This is a genomic window from Caulobacter sp. (assembly GCF_039596335.1).
Taxonomy (GTDB): domain Bacteria; phylum Pseudomonadota; class Alphaproteobacteria; order Caulobacterales; family Caulobacteraceae; genus Caulobacter.
In genome coordinates this window covers 727,733-745,476 of record NZ_JBCNJZ010000001.1, presented here as the reverse complement: position 1 = coordinate 745,476, position 17,744 = coordinate 727,733, and the positions used below count along the sequence as shown (strand labels likewise).

Sequence of the window (17,744 nt, the reverse complement as noted above, 5' to 3'; positions counted from 1 at the left end):
AGTGACTCGCAAAATCATATCAAGGGGGCCGCTGGGAGAGCACCGGCTCTTGGCTTCGAGGGCCTTCAGGCCCGCAGCGTCTCGATCACCGCGCGCAGGCCGGCCGACAGATACTTCCGCGTCGGATAGTACAGATACAGCCAGTCCTCGAACGGGCACCAGGGTTCCAGGCAGCGCACCAGCCGTCCGGCGCGCACGTGGTCCTCGGCCCGATGCTCCCAGACATAGGCCAGGCCGGCCCCGGCCAGCGCCGCGGCGGTCAGCAGGTCGTGATCGTCCGAGCCGAACGGCCCCTCCGGCTGGAACTCGATGTCCCGGCCGTCGCGGGCGAACGTCCACGGGTAGCGTACGCCGCTGGGATAGAGGTTCTGGAAACAGACGTGGGCCTTCAGGTCGCTCGGATCATGGGGCGCCGGGTTCTGGGCGAAATAGGCCGGCGAGCCGACCAGCGCGAACCGCAGGCGCGGCTTGATCCGCATCGCCGTCATGCCGTCGCGCAGGCTCTCGCCCAATCGGACGCCGGCGTCGAACCCTTCCTCGACGATGTCGACCAGCCGGTCGGTGGCGATGATCTCCAGCTGTAGATGCGGATAGGCGCTGGCGAGTTGGCCCACGGCCGGTCCCAGCACGAACGAGGCGATCGAGATCGGCGCGTTGATCCGCACCTTGCCGAAGGGCGTGTCGCGGAACTGGTTCAGCCCGTCCATCGCCGAGCCGATGTCGTCGAAGGCCGGCGACAGCCGCGACAGCAGCATGGCCCCGGCGTCGGTCAGCGAGACGCTGCGCGTCGTGCGGTTCAGAAGGCGGATGCCGACCCGGGTCTCCAGGTTGGTCACCGCATGGCTGATGGCCGAGGCCGTGACCCCGCGCTCCTCGCCCGCGCGACGGAAGCTGCGATGGCGCGCCACCGCGTCGAAGGCCGCTAGCTCTGAGAGATCGGTCGTTCTCATTACTGAATTTGGCTCAGCATTGATCGGAAGACTTCCAATCTAATCGCCGAGATCGATCGGGGCAATTCTCCTCCTCACAGACGGGCGGCGTAGACGCGGGCCCAAGGAAACCAGGAGAAACCGATGCCCGACTTCATCCCGCCGGCCCGGAACACCGGCTCGATCTTCGCCGATCTGCGCGGCCATCACGTCGCCATCCGCACGCCCAGCCTGGACGCGGCCAAGGCCTTCTATGTCGGCCTGCTGGACTTCCGCGTCGTGGCCGAGTGGGACTATGCCGACGAGAAGCTGGCCTATCTGGCCCCAGCCGCCGACGACCACTTCTACATCGAGGTTCTGGGCGGCGGCGAGCCGACCCCGGTCGACGTCAAGCCGTACGCCGACCTCGGCGACAGCCTGAAATACGCCGGCTACCACCACCTGTGCCTGAGCGTGACCAGCGTCGAAGCGACGGTCGAGGCGCTGCGCAGCCGAGGCGTGACCATCGTCACCGAGCCGTTCGTGCTGGACGCGATCAGCCGCAAGCTGGCCTTCTTCTGCGACCCCTTCGGCAACCTGATCGAGCTGGCCGAGGTGCTGCCGTGAGCCGCGCCCTGCTGATCATCGGCGCTGGTCCCGGGATCGGCGCGGCGACCGCCGAGCGGTTCGGCCGCGAGGGCTGGACCGTGGTCCTGGCCGCCCGCAATCCGCGCACCATCGACCCGATGGTCGCCCGGCTGATCGGGATGGGCGTCGACGCCCACGGCCTGGTCATCGACGCCACCCGCCCCGAGGCGGTCCGGGCCGGTCTTCGGACCGCCGACCGGATGACGGGTGGGCTGGACGCGGTGCTCTACAACGCCGCGGTCGGGCGCCGGCAAGACCTGTTCAGCATGACCGACGCCGAGGTCGAGAGCGACTTGGCCGTCAACGTCGCCGGCGGGCTGCACGTGATCCGCGCCGCTGCCGGTCTCTTCGAGGGCCGGGGCGGGACCATCCTGGTCACCGGCGGCGGCCTGGCGCTCAGCCCCCACGCCGAGTGGGCCAGCCTGGGTCTGGGCAAGGCGGCCCTGCGCAACCTGGCGCAGGGGCTGGCCCCCGCCCTGGCCGAGCGCGGCATCCGCATCGGCCTGGCCACGGTCGCCACGCTCGTCGCCCCGGCCTCGGCCGAAGCGGCCGGCGTCGCCGACACCCTCTGGACCCTGACCTCCGACCCCAGCTCCGGCTGGGAACGGACCTTCCCCGCCGGCTGATCCTCATCACCACAAACAAGGAAACGACCATGCTCACCCTGAACCAGGCCCAGGCGGCGATCGCCGCCGGCCAGGCCCACGCCGCCGATCTCGGCGTCCCGGTCAACATCGCCGTCCTCGACGCGGCCGCGCACCTCCAGGCCTTCGGGCGGATGGACGACGCCGTGCTGGGCTCCATCGACGTCGCCCTGGGCAAGGCCCGCACCTCGGCCCTGTTCGGCATCACCAGCGAAGCGGTCTGGGACTACTGCAAGCCCGGCGCGCCGGCCCCCGGCCTGGAGCGCAGCAATGGCGGCCTGATGACCTTCCCCGGCGGCGCGCCGCTGCGCGATCTGGTCGGCCGGCTGCTGGGCGCGGTCGGCGTGTCGGGCGGCAGCCCCGACCAGGACGCCGAGATCGCCCGCGTCGCCGCCGCGACCCTCAACGGCTGAACCCTCCTTTTTTCCGACCACCCAGAACCTGAACCTCGAACCCAAAGGACCAAGACCATGACCACCCAGAAGACCATCCTGATCACCGGCGCCGCCGGCGGCTTCGGCAAGGGCGCCGCCCTCGGCATGGCCAAGAACGGCCACAACGTCATCGCCACCGTGCAGGTCTCCTCGCAGGTGACCGCCCTGCGCGAGGAAGTCGCCGCCCTGGGCCTTTCCGACCGCGTCACCGTCTATCGCCTGGACCTGACCGACCCCTACGACATCCAGCAGGCCATCGGCCTGGACTTCGACATCCTGTGGAACAACGCCGGCATGGGCGAGGCGGGGCCGGTCTGGGAGATCCCCGTCGACCTGGTGCGCAAGAACTTCGAGATCAACGTCTTCCTGCCGCTGACCCTGACCCAGGGCGTCGTGCAGAAGTGGGTCCGCGAAGGCTCGAGCCACGGCAAGAAGGTGGTCTTCACCTCATCGATGGGCGGGCTGTTCACCCCGGCCAACTGGGGCACGTACGTCTCGACCAAGCACGCCCTGGAATCGGTGGCCGAGGCCATGCAGCAGGAGCTGGCCGTCCACGGCATCAAGATCCAGACGATCAATCCGGGCGCCTACTACACCGGCTACAACGAGACGATGGCCGACAATCCGTTCCGCTGGCTGGACGACGCCAAGCACTTCACCAAGCGCGCCGACCTGCGCAAGGGGTTCGACGACTTCTTCGCCACGCCGGAGGGCAAGATGGACGCCCAGGAGATGATCGACCGGATGATCGACATCGTCCCGGCCGACACCGGCAAGTTCCGCAATGTCGTGCCGCAGGTGATCGAGGACATGCTCAAGGATCACCAGCTGAAGGCCTGGGACAACCAAATCTAGCCGCACCTCCAAAGCCGACCTTCGACCTTCAGGCCTTCGCCGGCCTGAAGGTCTTCTTCTGCGTTCGAGATCCTACCCCCGTCCTGGGCGCGGCGCTTTCGGCACGGTCTTGAGCACCTGGCGGACCATGGCCTCGGTGCGGCCGCCGGGCCGGATGAGGACCAGCAGGGCGATGGCCTCGGCGGCGGCATAGGCCGTGGGCAGGGTCACGATCTCCTCGGAGAAGGAGTCGTCAGCCTCGCGCCAGGTCAGGGCGACCTCGCAGCCGGGCAGGTCTTGGCCGATCTTCTGAAGGGTACGCATACAGGGCACTCGCGCTGAGCGGGTGAAATATGCCGAAAAAAGTGAGTGAGCTTCAACCTAGGATAAGGCGTATAAAAAAAGGGCCGACGCGAAGCGCCGGCCCTCTCATTCTGGGTATCGCGTGTGGCGACTACCAGATCTTCACGCGGTCGGCCGGGGCGACGTACAGCTTGTCGCCGGCCTTGATGTCGAACGCCGAGTACCAGCCGGGCTGGTTCCGGATCGTGCCGTTGACGCGGTAGTAGCCCGGCGAGTGCGGATCGCTGGCGATCTGCTGCTTGAGGGCGTCCTCGCGCGACTTGCCACGCCACACCTGGGCCCAGCCCAGATAGACGCGCTGGTCGCCGGTGAAGCCGTCCAGCACCGGCGAGGGCTTGCCGTGCAGCGAGACGCGATAGGCGTCCAGGGCGAAGGCCAGGCCGGCCATGTCGCCGATGTTCTCGCCCATGGTCAGCTTGCCGTTGACGTGCACGCCCGGGAAGGGCTCGAACGCGGAGTACTGGGCGCCCAGCTTGTCGGCCTGGACCTGGAACTTGGCGCCGTCTTCGGCGGTCCACCAGTCGCGCAGCACGCCGTCGCCGTCGGACTTGCGGCCCTGGTCGTCGAAGCCGTGGCCGATCTCGTGACCGATCACGCCGCCGATGCCGCCGTAGTTGATGGCCGGATCGGCGTCGGGGTGGAAGAACGGCGCCTGCAGGATGGCGGCCGGGAACACGATCTCGTTGTTGGCGAAGTTATAGTAGGCGTTGACCGTCTGCGGGGTCATGCCCCACTCGGTCTTGTCGACCGGCTTGTTCAGGCGGGCCACGTCGTAGCGGTAGTCCCAGGCGCCGGCGCGGATGACGTTACCGTAGGCGTCGTTGTCCTTGATCTCCAGCGCCGAGTAGTCACGCCAGTGGTCGGGATAGCCGATCTTGACGGTGAACTTGGCCAGCTTGTCCTGGGCCTTGACCTTGGTCTCGGCACCCATCCAGTCGAGGTTGTCGATGCGGGTCTTCAGGACGGTGCGGATGTCGCCGACCAGCGACTCCATCTTGGCCTTCGACGAGGCCGGGAAGTAGGCGGCGACATAGTCCTTGCCGACCGCTTCGCCCAGCATGCCGTTGACCTGCGCCACGCCGCGCTTCCAGCGCGGACGCTGCTCGGGCTGGCCGGCCAGGGTCTTGTTGCGGAACGCGAAGGCCGCGTCGACGAAGCGCTTGGACAGCAGCGGCGCGGCGCCGTCGATGACCTTGAACGCCTGCCAGGCCTTCAGCGTGTCGACCGGGGTGTCGGCATAGATCTTGGCGAACTTCGGGAAGGCGGTGTTGGTCGTGACGATGATCCGGTCGACGCCGGTCAGCTCGGCCGCGGCCATGTAGCGCTTCCAGTCGTAGCCCGGCGTCATGGCCTGCAGCTCGGCGAGGGTGGCGGGGTTGTAGGTCTTGTCGCGATCGCGGCGCTCGACGCGGGTCCACGAGGCTTCGGCCAGCTTGGTCTCGAAGTCGACGACGGCCTTGGCGTGCTCGGCCGGCTTGTCCCAGCCGCCCAGGGTCAGCATCTGCTGCACATAGGCCAGGTAGGCAGTCTTCTTGTCGGCGAACTTGGCGTCCAGATAGTAGTCGCGGTCGGGCAACGACAGACCCGAGGTGCCGGCCATGACGGCGTAGGCCTTGGGGTTCTTGGCGTCGATCGAGATGCCCACGCCCAGGATCGAGGCGTACGGCGTGGTCGACGCGCGACCCATCATCGTCGTGAACTCGTCCTTGGACTTGACCTTGCGGACCTCGTCCAGCCACGGCTTCAGCGGCGCGGCGTCCAGCTTCTCGATGCCGGCCTCGTCCATGAAGGCGCGATAGGCGGCGCCGACCTTGGCCTTCTCACCGGCCGCGGCCTTGTCGGCGGCGGCGGCTTCGATGATCGCCTTGGTGCGGGCGTCCGACAGTTCGGCCAGCTTGTCGAAATTGCCGTAGCGGGCGCGGTCGGCCGGGATCTCGGTGCGGGCTTCCCAGGCGCCGTTGGCGAACTTGTAGAAGTCGTCGCCCGGCTTCACCGTGGTGTCCATGCCCGTGACGTCGAAGCCCCAGGCGCCGTAGCGCGGGGATTCCAGCGAGGTGACTTCACCGCCGCCGGCGGCCTCGCCGTTGGCGATCTGGGCGAAGTCCGGCAGCAGCGAGACCATCTCGCACGCGTCGTCGATGCAGGCGTGCTGTTCGTGGGCCGAGGCGGAGGCGCCGAACGCCGAGAGGGACAGGGCCGCGACGGCCGCTGCGCCAAACCAAACTCTTTTCATGGAAATCGCAATCCGTTGGCAGTGAGTGGGCGGCAATCTGCAACGGCGCGAAAAATTCTCTCCCTTAAAAAAAGTTCATGTAGCCCGTTCCGGGGGGTCTAGTGGTGGTGACCGGTGTGCTCGGCGGCCCCGCCGGCGGCGGGCGGAGCCAATTGCACGGCCAGTTCGACCTGGATTTTGCGGCCGCCATCGAAGACCAGTGTTACGGGGACTTTTTGCCCCACGCCCTGCGCCTGCTTCAGGCCCAGCAGCATCAGGTGATAGCCGCCCGGCGCCAGCGCGACCTGGCCGCCGGCGGGGATGACGACGCCGTTGTCCTGTCGGCGCATGGTCATCACGCCGCCCACCATCGCCGACTGATGGATCTCGACCTTGCCCGCCGCCGGGCTGGTGGCGCTCTTCAGGATCACGGGCGTCTTGCCGCTGTTGGCGAGGGTCAGGAAGCCGACGCCGTTCATGCCCGCCTGGGCCGGACGGCTCCAGGGCTGGCGGACGGTGATCGGCCCGGCGGCGTAGGCGACAGGCGCGGCGACGGCGGTCAGGGCCAGGGCGGCGATCAGCAGGCGCGACATGGGGGCGGTCCTTTCGAAGGTCAGTGCGCGGCCGCGGCGGGCGGCTTTCTGCGGGGGGCGCGGGCGAGCATGCCCTTGGCGATCTCTTCCTCGCCGATCAGGGCGTGGGTGGCGCCGGTCTCCTTGAGCAGGGCGACGTCGGCGTCGGTATAGGCGCGGGCGATGATCTCGGCCTGGGGATTGGCGACGCGGGCCTGCTCGATGATCCGCACGGCCTCGAACGGATTGGGCACGGCGACGAACAGGTGGGTGGCCTTGTCCAGTCCGGCCTTCATCAGCACGTCGGACTTGACCGCATTGCCGCTGACCGTCTCGAAGCCGGCCTTGCGCAGTTCGTCGGCGCGTTCGACGTCGTCCTCGATGACCACCAGCGGGGTGCGGCCCTTCAGGCCCTCGGCTACCAGCTTGCCGACCCGGCCATAGCCGATCAGCAGGGCGTGCGGCTGGGCGGCGGCGCTGACCACGGGCTCGTTGCTGGCGGCCTTGCGCTCCTTCTCGATCATCTTGGGCAGGATACGGTCCAGCCAGGCGAACAGCAGCGGGTTGATCAGGATCGACAGGATGGCGCCGGCCAGGACGAGGTCGCGACCCTCGGGCGGCAGCAGCTTCAGCGATACGCCCAGGCCGACCAGGATGAACGAGAACTCGCCGATCTGGGCCAGGCTGGCCGAGATGGTCAGGGCCGTGCTCATCGGCCGGCGGAAGGCCAGGACGATCAGCAGGGCGGCGATCGACTTGCCGACCACGATGATGGCCACGGTGGCCAGCACCGCCAGCGGCTGCTGCAGGACGATCTGATAGTTGAACAGCATGCCGATCGAGACGAAGAACAGCACCGCGAAGGCGTCGCGCAGCGGCAGGGTCTCGTTGGCGGCCTGCTGCGACAGCTCGCTCTCGGCCATGATCATGCCGGCGAAGAAGGCCCCCAGGGCGAACGACACGCCAAACAGCGCCGCCGAGCCGAAGGCGACCCCCAGGGCGATGGCCAGCACACCCAGGCGGAACAGCTCGCGCGAGCCGGTGTGGGCGATGCGGTGCAGGATCCAGGGGATGACCCGCCGGCCGACGATCAGCATCAGGGCCACAAAGGCGACGACCTTGCCGATGGTCAGGGCGAAGGCGCCCAGCACGCTGTCGCTGGCCCCATGATCGGTCGGGGCCTCGCCGCCCAGCACGCCCGACAGGGCCGGCAGCAGGACCAGCGCCAGCACCATGGCCAGGTCCTCGACGATCAGCCAGCCGACCGCGATCTTGCCACGCCCGGTCTCGATCAGTCGCCGCTCCTGCAGGGCCCGCAGCAGCACCACGGTCGAGGCCACCGACAGGGCCAGGCCGAACACCACGCCGGCGCCGATGCTCCAGCCCAGGGCCAAGGCCAGGCCAAGGCCCATCACCGTCGCCGCCCCGATCTGCACGATGGCGCCGGGGATGGCGATGGTCCGCACCGACAGCAGGTCCTTCAGAGAGAAGTGCAGGCCGACCCCGAACATCAGCAGGATCACGCCGATCTCGGCCAGTTGCGGCGCCAACTGCTGATCGGCCACGTATCCCGGGGTGAACGGCCCGACCAGCACGCCCGCCAGCAGATAGCCGACCAGCACGGGCAGCTTCAGGCGGTTGGCGATGGCGCCGAACACAAAGGCCAGACCCAGGCCCGCGACGATGGTGGCGATCAGCGAGGTGTGGTGCAAAGGGCCTCCTTGACGGTCATCTCTTTCGGGCGTACTCAACCAATATGGGCGACAAAGCTCAGGTCTACCAGATGCCACACGCAAAAATTCTCCACCCGGCGCAATGTCGGGGCGCCCGCGGCCTGCTCAGCTGGTCGCAAGGCGAGCTCGCCGATCGGGCGGGCGTGTCGCGCAGCACGGTCAAGGATTTCGAGACCGAGCGCCACGCCTTGCACCATAGCACCGAACGGCTGCTGATCGACGCCATCGAGGCAGGCGGGGTGTGCCTGATCGCGCCGGATGACGCCGGCGCGGGCGTGCGGCTGAAGCGACCTTACTGACGACACGATAGAGAGCGAGCGGGGCACGCGGGTGGAGCACGGGGTTTCGGCGGAGAGCTACAAGGATCTGGTCCTGTTCCTGGCCACGGCCGGGATCGTGGCCCCGATCTTCAAGCGTCTGAAGATCAATCCCATTCTCGGCTATCTGCTGGCCGGCGTGATCCTGGGTCCGTTCGGCCTGGGCCGGTTCATTCCCGTCGCGCCGTGGCTGGACTATGTCACCGTCGACAATCCCGACGAAATCGCCCAGCTGGCCGAGTTCGGCGTCGTCTTCCTGCTGTTCATGATCGGGCTGGAGCTGTCGTGGGAGCGCCTGCGCCTGATGCGCAAGCTGGTCTTCGGCCTGGGCGCGGTGCAGGTGATCGGCTGCTCGGCGGTGCTGGGGGCCGGCGCCATGCTGCTGGGCCAGCCCACGGTCGCGGCCCTGACCATCGGCGCGGCGTTGACCCTGTCCTCGACCGCCATCGCCGTGCCGGTGCTGGCCGAGAAGCGCCGCCTGCACTCCGAGGCCGGCCGCGCCACCTTCTCCGTTCTGCTGTTCCAGGACCTGGCCGTCGCTCCGATCCTGATCACCCTGGCGATCATGGGCCGCGGGCACGGGACCTTCCACATGGCCGACCTGCTGTCGTTGGCGCCGGCCGCCATCGGCCTGGGCGCGATCGTGCTGGTCGGCCGCCTGGCCCTGCGCCCGATGCTGAAGTCGGTGGCCCGGGCCAAGAGCGAAGAGATGTTCATGGCGGCCTGCCTGCTGGTGATCATCGGCGCCGGCCTGGCCGCCCAGGTCTCGGGCCTGTCGATGGCGCTGGGCGCGTTCGTCGCCGGCATCCTGCTGGCCGAGACCGAGTATCGCCATGAGGTCGAGGTCAAGATCGAGCCCTTCAAGGGCCTGCTGCTCAGCCTGTTCTTCGTGTCGCTGGGCATTCGCCTGGACCTGTCGCTGCTGGTCGCCAAGCCCGGCGTGATCTTCGCCACCGCCGCGGGCTTGCTGCTGCTGAAGACGGCGGTGGTGTTCGGCGTCGGCCTGGTCATGGGTCTGGGCAAGCGCGCGGCGATCGAGACCGCCCTGATCCTGGCGGCCGGCGGCGAGTTCGCCTTCGTGCTGCTGGACAACGCCATGGGCGCCGAGGTCGTGCCGCGGCCGATCGGCCAGGCGGTGCTGGTCTCGGCCACCCTGACCATGTTCCTGATCCCGGGCCTGGCGGCGCTGGGCCAGTATCTGGGCCGCAAGTCCGGCGCCGCCCAGATGACGGAGGCCCCCTCCAAGGACTCCAGCGAGCGTGAGCCCGACCGCGTCGGTCCCGAACCGCAGGGCCAGGTGCTGATCATCGGCTATGGCCGGGTGGGCAAGCTGGTCGGCGACATGCTGGGCCGCCACGAGTTGTCTTGGATCGGGGTCGAGCGTGACGCCCGCCTGGTCGAGCAGGGCCGCCGCGACGGCCATCGCATCTATTACGGCGACGCCTCGCGGCTGGAGCTGCTGGATCGCTGCGGCCTGGCCACGGTGCGCGCCGTGGTCGTGACCATGGACTCGCCCGAACAGGCCGAGGCGGTGGTCGCCGCAGCCCGCGGGGCCCGGCCGGACGTACCGATCGTGGTCCGCGCCCGCGACGCCCGCCACGCCGCCCGCCTCTACGAGCTGGGCGCCACCGACGCCGTGCCCGAGACCATCGAGGCCTCGCTGCAGCTGTCCGAAGCGGTGCTGGTCGATGTCGGCGTGCCGATGGGCCTAGTCATCGCCTCGATCCACGAGCGCCGCGACGAGTACCGCAAGGTGCTGAACCGTCCCGACGCGCTAGGCGGACGCCGCCGGCGACTGCGCGACGCCAGCCTGCGCTAGAGCCTGTTTATCCGTTTCTGATGGAAACATCAGAAACGGATAAACAGGCTCTCATTCAAACATTTAGAGCGTGGCAAACGCCAAAACCGCTCACACTTTTGGCTGCCACGCTCTAGGGCGCCGCCGCGCGCTCCCAGCGCCCGGCCCACAGGCCGCGCTTCTGCGCCTGGGCGATTTCCTCGTCCTCGGAGAACTGACCCTCGAAATCCTCCGCCCAGCCGTCTCTGACCTGAGCGAGGTTGAGCGATCCGAGGCTCGATTCACAGGGGCCCTCATCGCCCTGGCAGGGGGCGTCGGCCACATAGCAGATCCCCAGCCAGCGCCCGTTCGGCGTCGGCGGACCCTCGGGGCGGCAGGCGACCTGGCGCCCGCCGATCAGCTTTTCCAGGTGGGCGCGCGAGGCCTCGCCACAGGCCCAGGGCTTGCCGTCCTTCTCGCAGGCCTGGTCCAGGCGCGGCGCAACAATCGTCCAGAGGTCGGCCTCGACATCCTGGACACGGAGGGTGTCGCCATCGACGACGCGGGCGGGACCGAACAGGTCTTTGCGGGGATCGGTGGTCTGTTCGTACGAAGGCGGACCGGTCGGGCCGCGGCCGTGTTTCTGCGCTTCCGCCGCCTTGATGGGATGGCTGTAGGGGCGGGTGGCGTCATAGACGAGCACCCCGGCGCCGACGAGGCCGGCGACCACGACCAAGGCCAGCAGAACCTTCGGGACGCGCATCATCGCACCTTTCGCAGATACGGGGCCGGCGTGCGCCCGACGCCCTCGTCGGGCACGAAGCCCGACCAGCGGGTCAGCAGGCGGCCCTGGCGCTTCGACAGCGTGAACAGCGGCGCGCCCGGCTTGTAGACCTCGACCCCGAACCGGTTGCCCTTGGCCGGCGGCGGATAGCGCAGGAACCGCACCTCCAGGCCCGAAGGCGTTTCGTGGGTGCTGCACTGGAAGGTCTCGAGGGTCTGATAGCCCTCGCCGTGGAAGGCGCAGGTCCCATCTTTCAAGGTCAGTCGCCAGGTCACCAGGATCGGTGAGCCGCCGGCCGTGCGGCCGCCGTCGTGGGTGTAGCTGTAGGTCCCGTCCCAGGCGCCGGGGGCGGAGGCCAGCAGCGCCAGACTCATGGCGCCGGTCAGTAGCAAGGAAGGCATGGCAAGATCCTCACGCGAGCCGCCTGACTATTGCTCACCGCGCCGCCAGCGTCTCCAGAAGATCGCGATGGAAGCGGTCGGGGTCCTGGACCTGCGGGGTGTGGCCCAGGTCCGGATAGGTCACCAGCTTTGCGCCCGGGATCTTCGCCGCCGTCGCCGGGCCCAGCCGCTTGTAGTCGCCCAGCGTCGCCTTCAGGGCGGCGGGGGCGCGGTCCTTGCCGATGGCGGTGTTGTCCTTCTCGCCGACGAACAGAGTGGTGGGGACCTTGAGGTTCTGCAGCTCGTGGACGACCGGCTGGTTGAAGATCATGTCCGAGGTCAGGGCCTGGTGCCAGGCGACTGTGCGGCCGCCTTCGCCCTGGTACATTGAGGCCAGCATCTGGACCCAGCGGTCGTACGCGGGCTTCCAGGTCCCGGCGTAGTAGGTGGCCTGCTGATAGGCGCGGATCTTGGCGGCGTCCTGCTTCAGCTCGCCGGCGAACAGCTGGTCGACGGTGGCGTTCGGAACGCCCAGGGCGCGCCAGTCCTCCAGCCCGATCGGATTGACCAGCACCAGGCGTTCGACCGCGTCGGGATATTGCAGGGCGTAGCGGGCCGCCAGCATGCCGCCCATCGAGTGGCCGACCACGATCGGACGGGCCACGCCCAGCTGGTCCAGCAGGGCCTTGGTGTTGGCCGCCAGGGTGTGCAGGCCGTACTGGTAGCGGTCGGGCTTGGCCGACTTGCAGAAGCCGACCTGGTCGGGGGCGATGACCCGGTAGCCGGCGGCGGTCAGGGCCTTGATCGTGCCCTCCCAGGATCCGGCGCAGAAGTTCTTGCCGTGCAGCAGCACCACGATCTGGCCGTTCCGCGTTGCGGGGCGGACGTCGAGATAGGCCATGGCCAGGTCTTGGTCCTGGCTGTGGATGGCAGCCTGCTGAACCGGCCAGCCATAGTCGAAGCCCTTCAGCATCGGATCGGCCGCCGCCGGGGCTGAGAGGGCCAGGCCGAGAAACATGCCGATGAGGACTCGTTTGGCCATGTCGGCTCCTGTCGCAGAGGGGCGGGTTGCTCCCGCGGGCGGGGCCTGCACAATGGCCGCGCCGACACCCACCGACAATGAATCACGGAGTTTCAAAGTATGAGTGATGCGGTGTTGGAAAAGGACATGGCCGCCTATTGGGACCGGGCCGGCAAGGTCTGGGTCGAGCAGCAGGCCCTTCTGGACCGTCTGTACCAGCCGATCGCCGAGGCGGTGGTCGAGCGCGCCAGCCTGGCCAATGGCGAGAAGGTTCTGGACATCGGCTGCGGGGCCGGCGCGACCACCTTCGCCGCCGCCTGGCGCACGGGTCCCACCGGTCGCGCCGTCGGCGCCGACATCTCCAACGCCTTGCTGGAAGAGGCGCGCCGCCGGGCCGGCCAGGACGGGATCGAGGGCGTCGAGTTCCTGCACGCCGACGCCCAGACTTATGGTTTCGAGCCGAGCTATGACGCCCTGGTCTCGCGCTTCGGGGTGATGTTCTTTCCCGATCCGGTGGCGGCCTTCGCCAACCTGCGCCGGGCGGCCAAGCCGGGGCGGGGGCCGACCTTCGCCAGCTGGCGCGGGCTGGAGGACAACGCCATCTCGCAGGTCCCGCTGACCGCGGCCGCGCCGTTCCTGCCGGCGACTACGACAGTGTTCGAGAAGGACGCGCCCGGACGGTTCGGCCTGGCTGACCCCGACCGTACGCGGCGGATCCTGGAGGAGGCCGGCTGGCGCGACGTGTCGATCGAGCCCCTGGACGAGCCGACCCCCGTCACCTTCGACGAGCTGATGACCATGAGCCTGCGGGTAGGACCGCTGAACCCCGCTCTGGCCAAGGCCGACGAGGCGCTGCGGGGGCGTGTGCGCGAGGCCGTCGCCAAAGCGCTCGAGCCCTATGTGGAAAACGGCTTTGCACGGATGAACTCGGCCTGCTGGCTGGTATCGGCCAAAGCCTAAGGTCCGCGCAGGGCCGAAGGTCCGGAATGGTCGTGCTTGGACTGGCGACGCTCTGTCGACAACCTCACCGATCCGGCTGGAAGAACATGGTTTTTCGGTGACGATTTCCGAATGCTTGGCCATTTCATGACCATCGGCCCTTGCGCGGGACCGTTCCTCGTGCGAACCCAACAAAGCTGACGCTTACTGTCTTGTGGATGTCGGCGGGCGCGCTCGAAAGATGATTCTGAGGGGCGGTCTTGTTTAGCTTTCCTGAGCAATGGGCAGGGGGCGAAACCTGACGAGTGTGTCCTTGCTGACACTATCCCGTGGCGTTCGCCTTGGTATAACGATGCTCGGTCGGTCTCCGACCTGGGCAGGGCAATCAGAGGGCTCTTCAACAATGAAACTGAAACTCCTGGCAGGAGTTGCTCTGGCCGCAGCGTTCGCTGCGACGGCCGGCGCTTCGGCTCAAGAGACCGGCTGGTACGGCGCGGTCGACCTGGGCTACCACTGGCCGCAGGGCCTCAAGTCCGAGTCGGACGCCAATGCTGCGGACGGTTCGCACTATCACTGGTCGTGGAAGACCAAGGAAGACTGGACCGGCTTCGTCCGTCTGGGCTACCAGTTCAACCCGAACTGGCGCGCTGAAATCGAAGGCGGCTACCGTCCGGGCGACCTGGAAGGCGTCCGTGGTAACGGCGTTCGTAGCCAGCCGGTCGGCCTCTGCACGCCGGGCGTCACCCGCACGGCCGCCGCTCCGACCTGCGGCTCGCCGGCAGGTTCGATCGACGCCTGGTCCCTGATGGCGAACGTCATTTATGACTTCGCTCCGGGCGCCTGGTTTAACCCGTTCATCGGCGCCGGCGTCGGCATCAACCGCCTGGACGTCAAGACCTTCGGTCAGTTCAGCGGCGTTCCGGGTGCGATCACGACCCTGAACCCGACCATCCAGAACCTGACGGTGGATGACGACGACATCGCCATCGCCTGGCAAGGGATTGCCGGTGCGTCGATCAAGGCGACCGATCGCCTGAACATCGACTTCACCTACCGCTACCTGACGGGTACGGAGCACAAGTGGCAGACGCTGGGCAGCGCCGCCCTGCAGCCTGGCGCGTTCGAAGGCCAGTACAAGGACCAGTCGCTGACCGTGGGTCTGCGCTACTCGTTCGCGTCGCCGCCCCCGCCGCCCCCGCCGCCCCCGCCGCCTCCCCCGCCGCCTCCGCCTCCGCCGCCTCCCCCGCCGCCGCCGCCTCCGCCGCCGCCGCAGTACGAGGCCCGCGAGTTCATCGTCTACTTCCCGTTCGACCAATCGGTCCTGACGCCGGAAGCCCAGTCGGTGGTTTCGGAAGCCGCGAACTACGCCAACGGCGGCAAGGCGACGAAGATCATCGTCGTCGGCCACACCGACACCTCGGGTTCGCCGAAATACAACGCGAAGCTCTCGGAGCGTCGTGCGAAGGCCGTGGCTGACGCCCTGGTGTCGCAAGGCGTGCCGCAGACCGTCCTGGGCGTCGACTGGAAGGGCGAAAGCGCTCCGGCCGTCGCGACCGGCGACGGCGTGAAGGAACCGCTGAACCGTCGTTCGACGATCTCGATCAACTTCTAAGATCGAATCGCACTGATGACTTGGGAGGGCCCGGTGGAAACACCGGGCCCTTTCTTCATGTCTGGACCCCTGGCCGCGCCCTCGGGCGGCTAGCGGGGCGCGTCCCGAGACCCCACATCCTGTTCGAAGGCCCGGTTTCCGGGGGCTTTCGCCGCGGTATCCTTGAAGCGGCGCCGGCGGGCGTCCTCCACCGCCGACCACTATCCCTTGTGGTCACCCTGTGAACGAACGGCGTTGTCCGGGGGCGGATGTCTGGAGGCGCCTTGCGACGCTCCGTCGCGGCTGAAAAAAGTTCGCCCAGGCAACCCCTTGTCCTGCCTATGCAAGTTCAGGCCGTTCACAGGTTGTTAACGAAAAACTCGCGTCCCAGGCGTTGACGAGTCATTCACCCTTATGGCCCCATATCTGGGTTGAGGGGGCTCCTCAGCCACAAGATATAGCGGCTGACCGGGGCATGACCCTTCTCCGGAACACGCTGATTGAGCAATGGATTTGGTCATGAACGGCAGTGAAGCGGTGCAGACGAACGTCCGGAAAGAAGCGCGCATGGCGGCGATCAAGCCGTCCAAGCGCCCGCAGCTGGCGCTGGTGCAGAAGGTCCAGGTGGACCGTTCGCGCGACGCCCTGCTGACCGACTTCGGCAAGACGACCCTGGAAGACCGCTATCTGCTCCCGGGCGAGAGCTACCAAGACATGTTCGCGCGCGTGTCGACGGCCTTCGCCGACGATGCCGAGCACGCTCAGCGCGTCTACGACTACATGAGCCGCCTGTGGTTCATGCCGGCCACCCCGGTGCTGTCGAACGGCGGGGCCGATCGCGGCCTGCCGATCAGCTGCTTCCTGAACGCGGTGAACGACAGCCTGGACGGCATCCTCAGCGTCTGGAACGAGAACGTCTGGCTGGCGGCCAACGGCGGCGGCATCGGCACCTACTGGGGCGGCGTCCGCTCGATCGGCGAGAAGGTGAAGGGCCAGGGCCAGACCTCGGGCATCATCCCCTTCATCCGCGTGATGGACTCGCTGACCCTGGCGATCTCGCAAGGCTCGCTGCGTCGCGGCTCGGCCGCCGTCTATCTCGACATCCACCACCCGGAAATCGAGGAGTTCCTCGAGATCCGCAAGGCGTCGGGCGACTTCAACCGCAAGTCCCTGAACCTGCACCACGGCATCAACATCACCGACGAGTTCATGCACGCGGTGCGTGACGGCAAGAAGTTCGGCCTGCGCTCGCCCAAGAACGACGAAGTGCTGCGCGAAGTCGACGCCCGCGCCCTGTGGCAGAAGGTGCTGGAGCTGCGCATGCAGACCGGCGAGCCCTACCTCGTCTTCTCCGACACCGTGAACCGCGCCATGCCGTCGTTCCAGCGCGAGCTGGGCCTGAAGGTGCGCCAGTCGAACCTGTGCAGCGAGATCATGCTGCACACCGGCACCGACCACCTGGGCCAGGAACGCACCGCGGTCTGCTGCCTGTCGTCGGTCAACGCCGAGACCTTCCTGGAGTGGCGCGACCACCCGACGTTCATCGAGGACGTCATGCGCTTCCTCGACAACGTGCTGCAGGACTTCATCGATCGTGCGCCCGACGCGGCCGCCACGGCCGCCTACGCCGCCATGCGCGAGCGTTCGGTGGGTCTGGGCCTGATGGGCTTCCACAGCTTCCTGCAGAGCCAGAACGTGCCGTTCGAGAGCGCCCTGGCCAAGAGCTGGAACATGCGGATGTTCAAGCACCTGCGCCGCGAGGCTGACAAGGCCTCGATCGCGCTGGGCGAAGAGAAGGGCCCGTGCCCGGACGCCGCCGACCGTGGCTCGGTCGAGCGCTTCTCGCACAAGCTGGCCATCGCCCCGACCGCCTCGATCTCGATCATCTGCGGTGGCACGTCGGCCGGCATCGAGCCGATCCCGGCCAACATCTACACCCACAAGACCCTGTCGGGCTCTTTCGCGGTGAAGAACCCCTATCTGGAGAAGCTGCTCGAGGAGAAGGGCCACAACACCGACGCGGTGTGGGGTTCGATCCTGGAGAACGAAGGCTCGGTCCAGCACCTGGAGTTCCTGAGCCAGGACGACAAGGACGTCTACAAGACCGCCTTCGAGCTGGACCAGCGCTGGGTGGTCGAGCTGGCCGCCGATCGCACGCCGGAAATCTGCCAGAGCCAGTCGGTCAACGTCTTCCTGCCGGGCGACGTCGACAAGTGGGACATGCACATGCTGCACTGGATGGCCTGGGAGCGCGGCGTGAAGTCGCTGTACTATCTGCGCTCCAAGTCGGTGCAGCGCGCGGCCTATGCCGGCGCCGACGGCAAGGCCGAGACCATGACCGGCGGCTTCGACGCCCCGGAAAAGACCGACTACGACGAGTGCCTTGCCTGTCAGTAAGGGCTGACAGCGGGCGGGGCCATCCTGCCCGCAAGATGGGCTAACGAGAATGTGACGGCGGCGCGAGCGATCGCGCCGCCGTTTTTCATTGTCCGCAAACCCTGATCGGGGAACCTTCGTCACAGAGCACGGTTCACCCTGTGCTGTTTCGTCACGATGTGGGGTTATGACGAAGCGCGTAGGCTGGATC

Annotated in this window: 17 protein-coding genes; 9 read left to right on the top strand and 8 right to left on the bottom strand. The window is 67.8% G+C overall.

What is annotated here, in order from left to right; all coding sequences use genetic code 11:
• Positions 1 to 65 precede the first annotated feature (65 nt).
• Positions 66 to 950 carry a LysR family transcriptional regulator gene (locus tag ABDW31_RS03655; protein ID WP_184715924.1) on the bottom strand — a complete coding sequence of 295 codons (885 nt, stop codon included), beginning with the start codon at positions 948 to 950 and terminating at the stop codon, positions 66 to 68.
• Between the two features lie 123 nt (positions 951 to 1,073).
• Between ABDW31_RS03655 and ABDW31_RS03650 the strand changes: the two genes are divergently transcribed.
• The 4 genes from ABDW31_RS03650 to ABDW31_RS03635 are packed head-to-tail and all read left to right on the top strand — an operon-like array spanning position 1,074 to position 3,489.
• Positions 1,074 to 1,535 (top strand): VOC family protein, encoded by a 462-nt coding sequence (locus tag ABDW31_RS03650; protein WP_184715926.1) that lies wholly within the window; start codon positions 1,074 to 1,076, stop codon positions 1,533 to 1,535.
• Positions 1,532 to 2,182, top strand: coding sequence for an SDR family oxidoreductase (locus ABDW31_RS03645; RefSeq protein ID WP_184715928.1), 651 nt, complete (start codon positions 1,532 to 1,534; stop codon positions 2,180 to 2,182). Before ABDW31_RS03650 ends, ABDW31_RS03645 begins: the two co-directional genes overlap by 4 nt.
• 29 nt (positions 2,183 to 2,211) lie before the next feature.
• Entirely contained in the window at positions 2,212 to 2,613 is a 402-nt protein-coding gene (locus tag ABDW31_RS03640; RefSeq protein WP_184715930.1) for a heme-binding protein, read from the top strand.
• Positions 2,614 to 2,670: 57 nt separating this feature from the next.
• Positions 2,671 to 3,489: an SDR family oxidoreductase gene (locus tag ABDW31_RS03635; RefSeq protein ID WP_184715932.1), complete on the top strand. Its 819-nt coding sequence runs from the start codon at positions 2,671 to 2,673 to the stop codon at positions 3,487 to 3,489.
• A gap of 72 nt (positions 3,490 to 3,561) precedes the next feature.
• On the opposite strand, the gene ABDW31_RS03630 is transcribed toward ABDW31_RS03635, so the two are convergent.
• The 4 genes from ABDW31_RS03630 to ybaL form a co-directional block, all read right to left on the bottom strand.
• Positions 3,562 to 3,792: a hypothetical protein gene (locus ABDW31_RS03630; protein WP_184715934.1), complete on the bottom strand. Its 231-nt coding sequence runs from the start codon at positions 3,790 to 3,792 to the stop codon at positions 3,562 to 3,564.
• Positions 3,793 to 3,922: 130 nt separating this feature from the next.
• A complete protein-coding gene (locus ABDW31_RS03625; protein WP_184715936.1) occupies positions 3,923 to 6,064 on the bottom strand; it encodes a M13-type metalloendopeptidase in 2,142 nt (713 codons plus the stop codon).
• Positions 6,065 to 6,162: 98 nt separating this feature from the next.
• The gene (locus ABDW31_RS03620) at positions 6,163 to 6,636 is read right to left on the bottom strand and encodes a copper chaperone PCu(A)C (protein ID WP_221444606.1); all 474 of its coding nucleotides are present in this window, start codon (positions 6,634 to 6,636) and stop codon (positions 6,163 to 6,165) included.
• Positions 6,637 to 6,656: 20 nt separating this feature from the next.
• Entirely contained in the window at positions 6,657 to 8,327 is a 1,671-nt protein-coding gene (ybaL, locus tag ABDW31_RS03615) for a YbaL family putative K(+) efflux transporter (protein WP_184715937.1), read from the bottom strand.
• A gap of 71 nt (positions 8,328 to 8,398) precedes the next feature.
• On the opposite strand from ybaL, the gene ABDW31_RS03610 reads away from it, so the two are divergent.
• Both ABDW31_RS03610 and ABDW31_RS03605 read left to right on the top strand, forming a co-directional pair.
• Positions 8,399 to 8,647: a helix-turn-helix domain-containing protein gene (locus ABDW31_RS03610; RefSeq protein ID WP_172267618.1), complete on the top strand. Its 249-nt coding sequence runs from the start codon at positions 8,399 to 8,401 to the stop codon at positions 8,645 to 8,647.
• A gap of 31 nt (positions 8,648 to 8,678) precedes the next feature.
• A complete protein-coding gene (locus tag ABDW31_RS03605) occupies positions 8,679 to 10,484 on the top strand; it encodes a cation:proton antiporter (protein ID WP_184715939.1) in 1,806 nt (601 codons plus the stop codon).
• 112 nt (positions 10,485 to 10,596) lie between these two features.
• Here the strand turns inward: ABDW31_RS03605 and ABDW31_RS03600 are convergent, their stop codons facing one another.
• Genes ABDW31_RS03600 through ABDW31_RS03590 form a run of 3 tightly spaced genes read right to left on the bottom strand, consistent with a single transcriptional unit; the run spans position 10,597 to position 12,648 of the window.
• On the bottom strand, positions 10,597 to 11,205 hold the full coding sequence (locus ABDW31_RS03600; RefSeq protein ID WP_343698289.1) for a thermonuclease family protein: 609 nt from the start codon (positions 11,203 to 11,205) through the stop codon (positions 10,597 to 10,599).
• On the bottom strand, positions 11,205 to 11,627 hold the full coding sequence (locus ABDW31_RS03595; RefSeq protein ID WP_184715943.1) for a DUF5991 domain-containing protein: 423 nt from the start codon (positions 11,625 to 11,627) through the stop codon (positions 11,205 to 11,207). The genes ABDW31_RS03600 and ABDW31_RS03595 overlap by 1 nt, the downstream gene beginning before the upstream one ends.
• Positions 11,628 to 11,661: 34 nt before the next feature.
• The gene (locus tag ABDW31_RS03590; protein WP_184715945.1) at positions 11,662 to 12,648 is read right to left on the bottom strand and encodes an alpha/beta hydrolase; all 987 of its coding nucleotides are present in this window, start codon (positions 12,646 to 12,648) and stop codon (positions 11,662 to 11,664) included.
• Positions 12,649 to 12,774: 126 nt separating this feature from the next.
• On the opposite strand from ABDW31_RS03590, the gene ABDW31_RS03585 reads away from it, so the two are divergent.
• The 3 genes from ABDW31_RS03585 to ABDW31_RS03575 all read left to right on the top strand — a co-directional run bounded on the left by ABDW31_RS03585 (position 12,775) and on the right by ABDW31_RS03575 (position 17,554).
• Positions 12,775 to 13,587 carry a class I SAM-dependent methyltransferase gene (locus tag ABDW31_RS03585; protein ID WP_343698288.1) on the top strand — a complete coding sequence of 271 codons (813 nt, stop codon included), beginning with the start codon at positions 12,775 to 12,777 and terminating at the stop codon, positions 13,585 to 13,587.
• Between the two features lie 382 nt (positions 13,588 to 13,969).
• The gene (locus ABDW31_RS03580) at positions 13,970 to 15,178 is read left to right on the top strand and encodes an OmpA family protein (protein WP_184715949.1); all 1,209 of its coding nucleotides are present in this window, start codon (positions 13,970 to 13,972) and stop codon (positions 15,176 to 15,178) included.
• A 492-nt stretch (positions 15,179 to 15,670) separates the two neighbouring features.
• Positions 15,671 to 17,554, top strand: coding sequence for a ribonucleoside-diphosphate reductase subunit alpha (locus ABDW31_RS03575; RefSeq protein ID WP_184723583.1), 1,884 nt, complete (start codon positions 15,671 to 15,673; stop codon positions 17,552 to 17,554).
• Positions 17,555 to 17,744 lie beyond the last annotated feature (190 nt).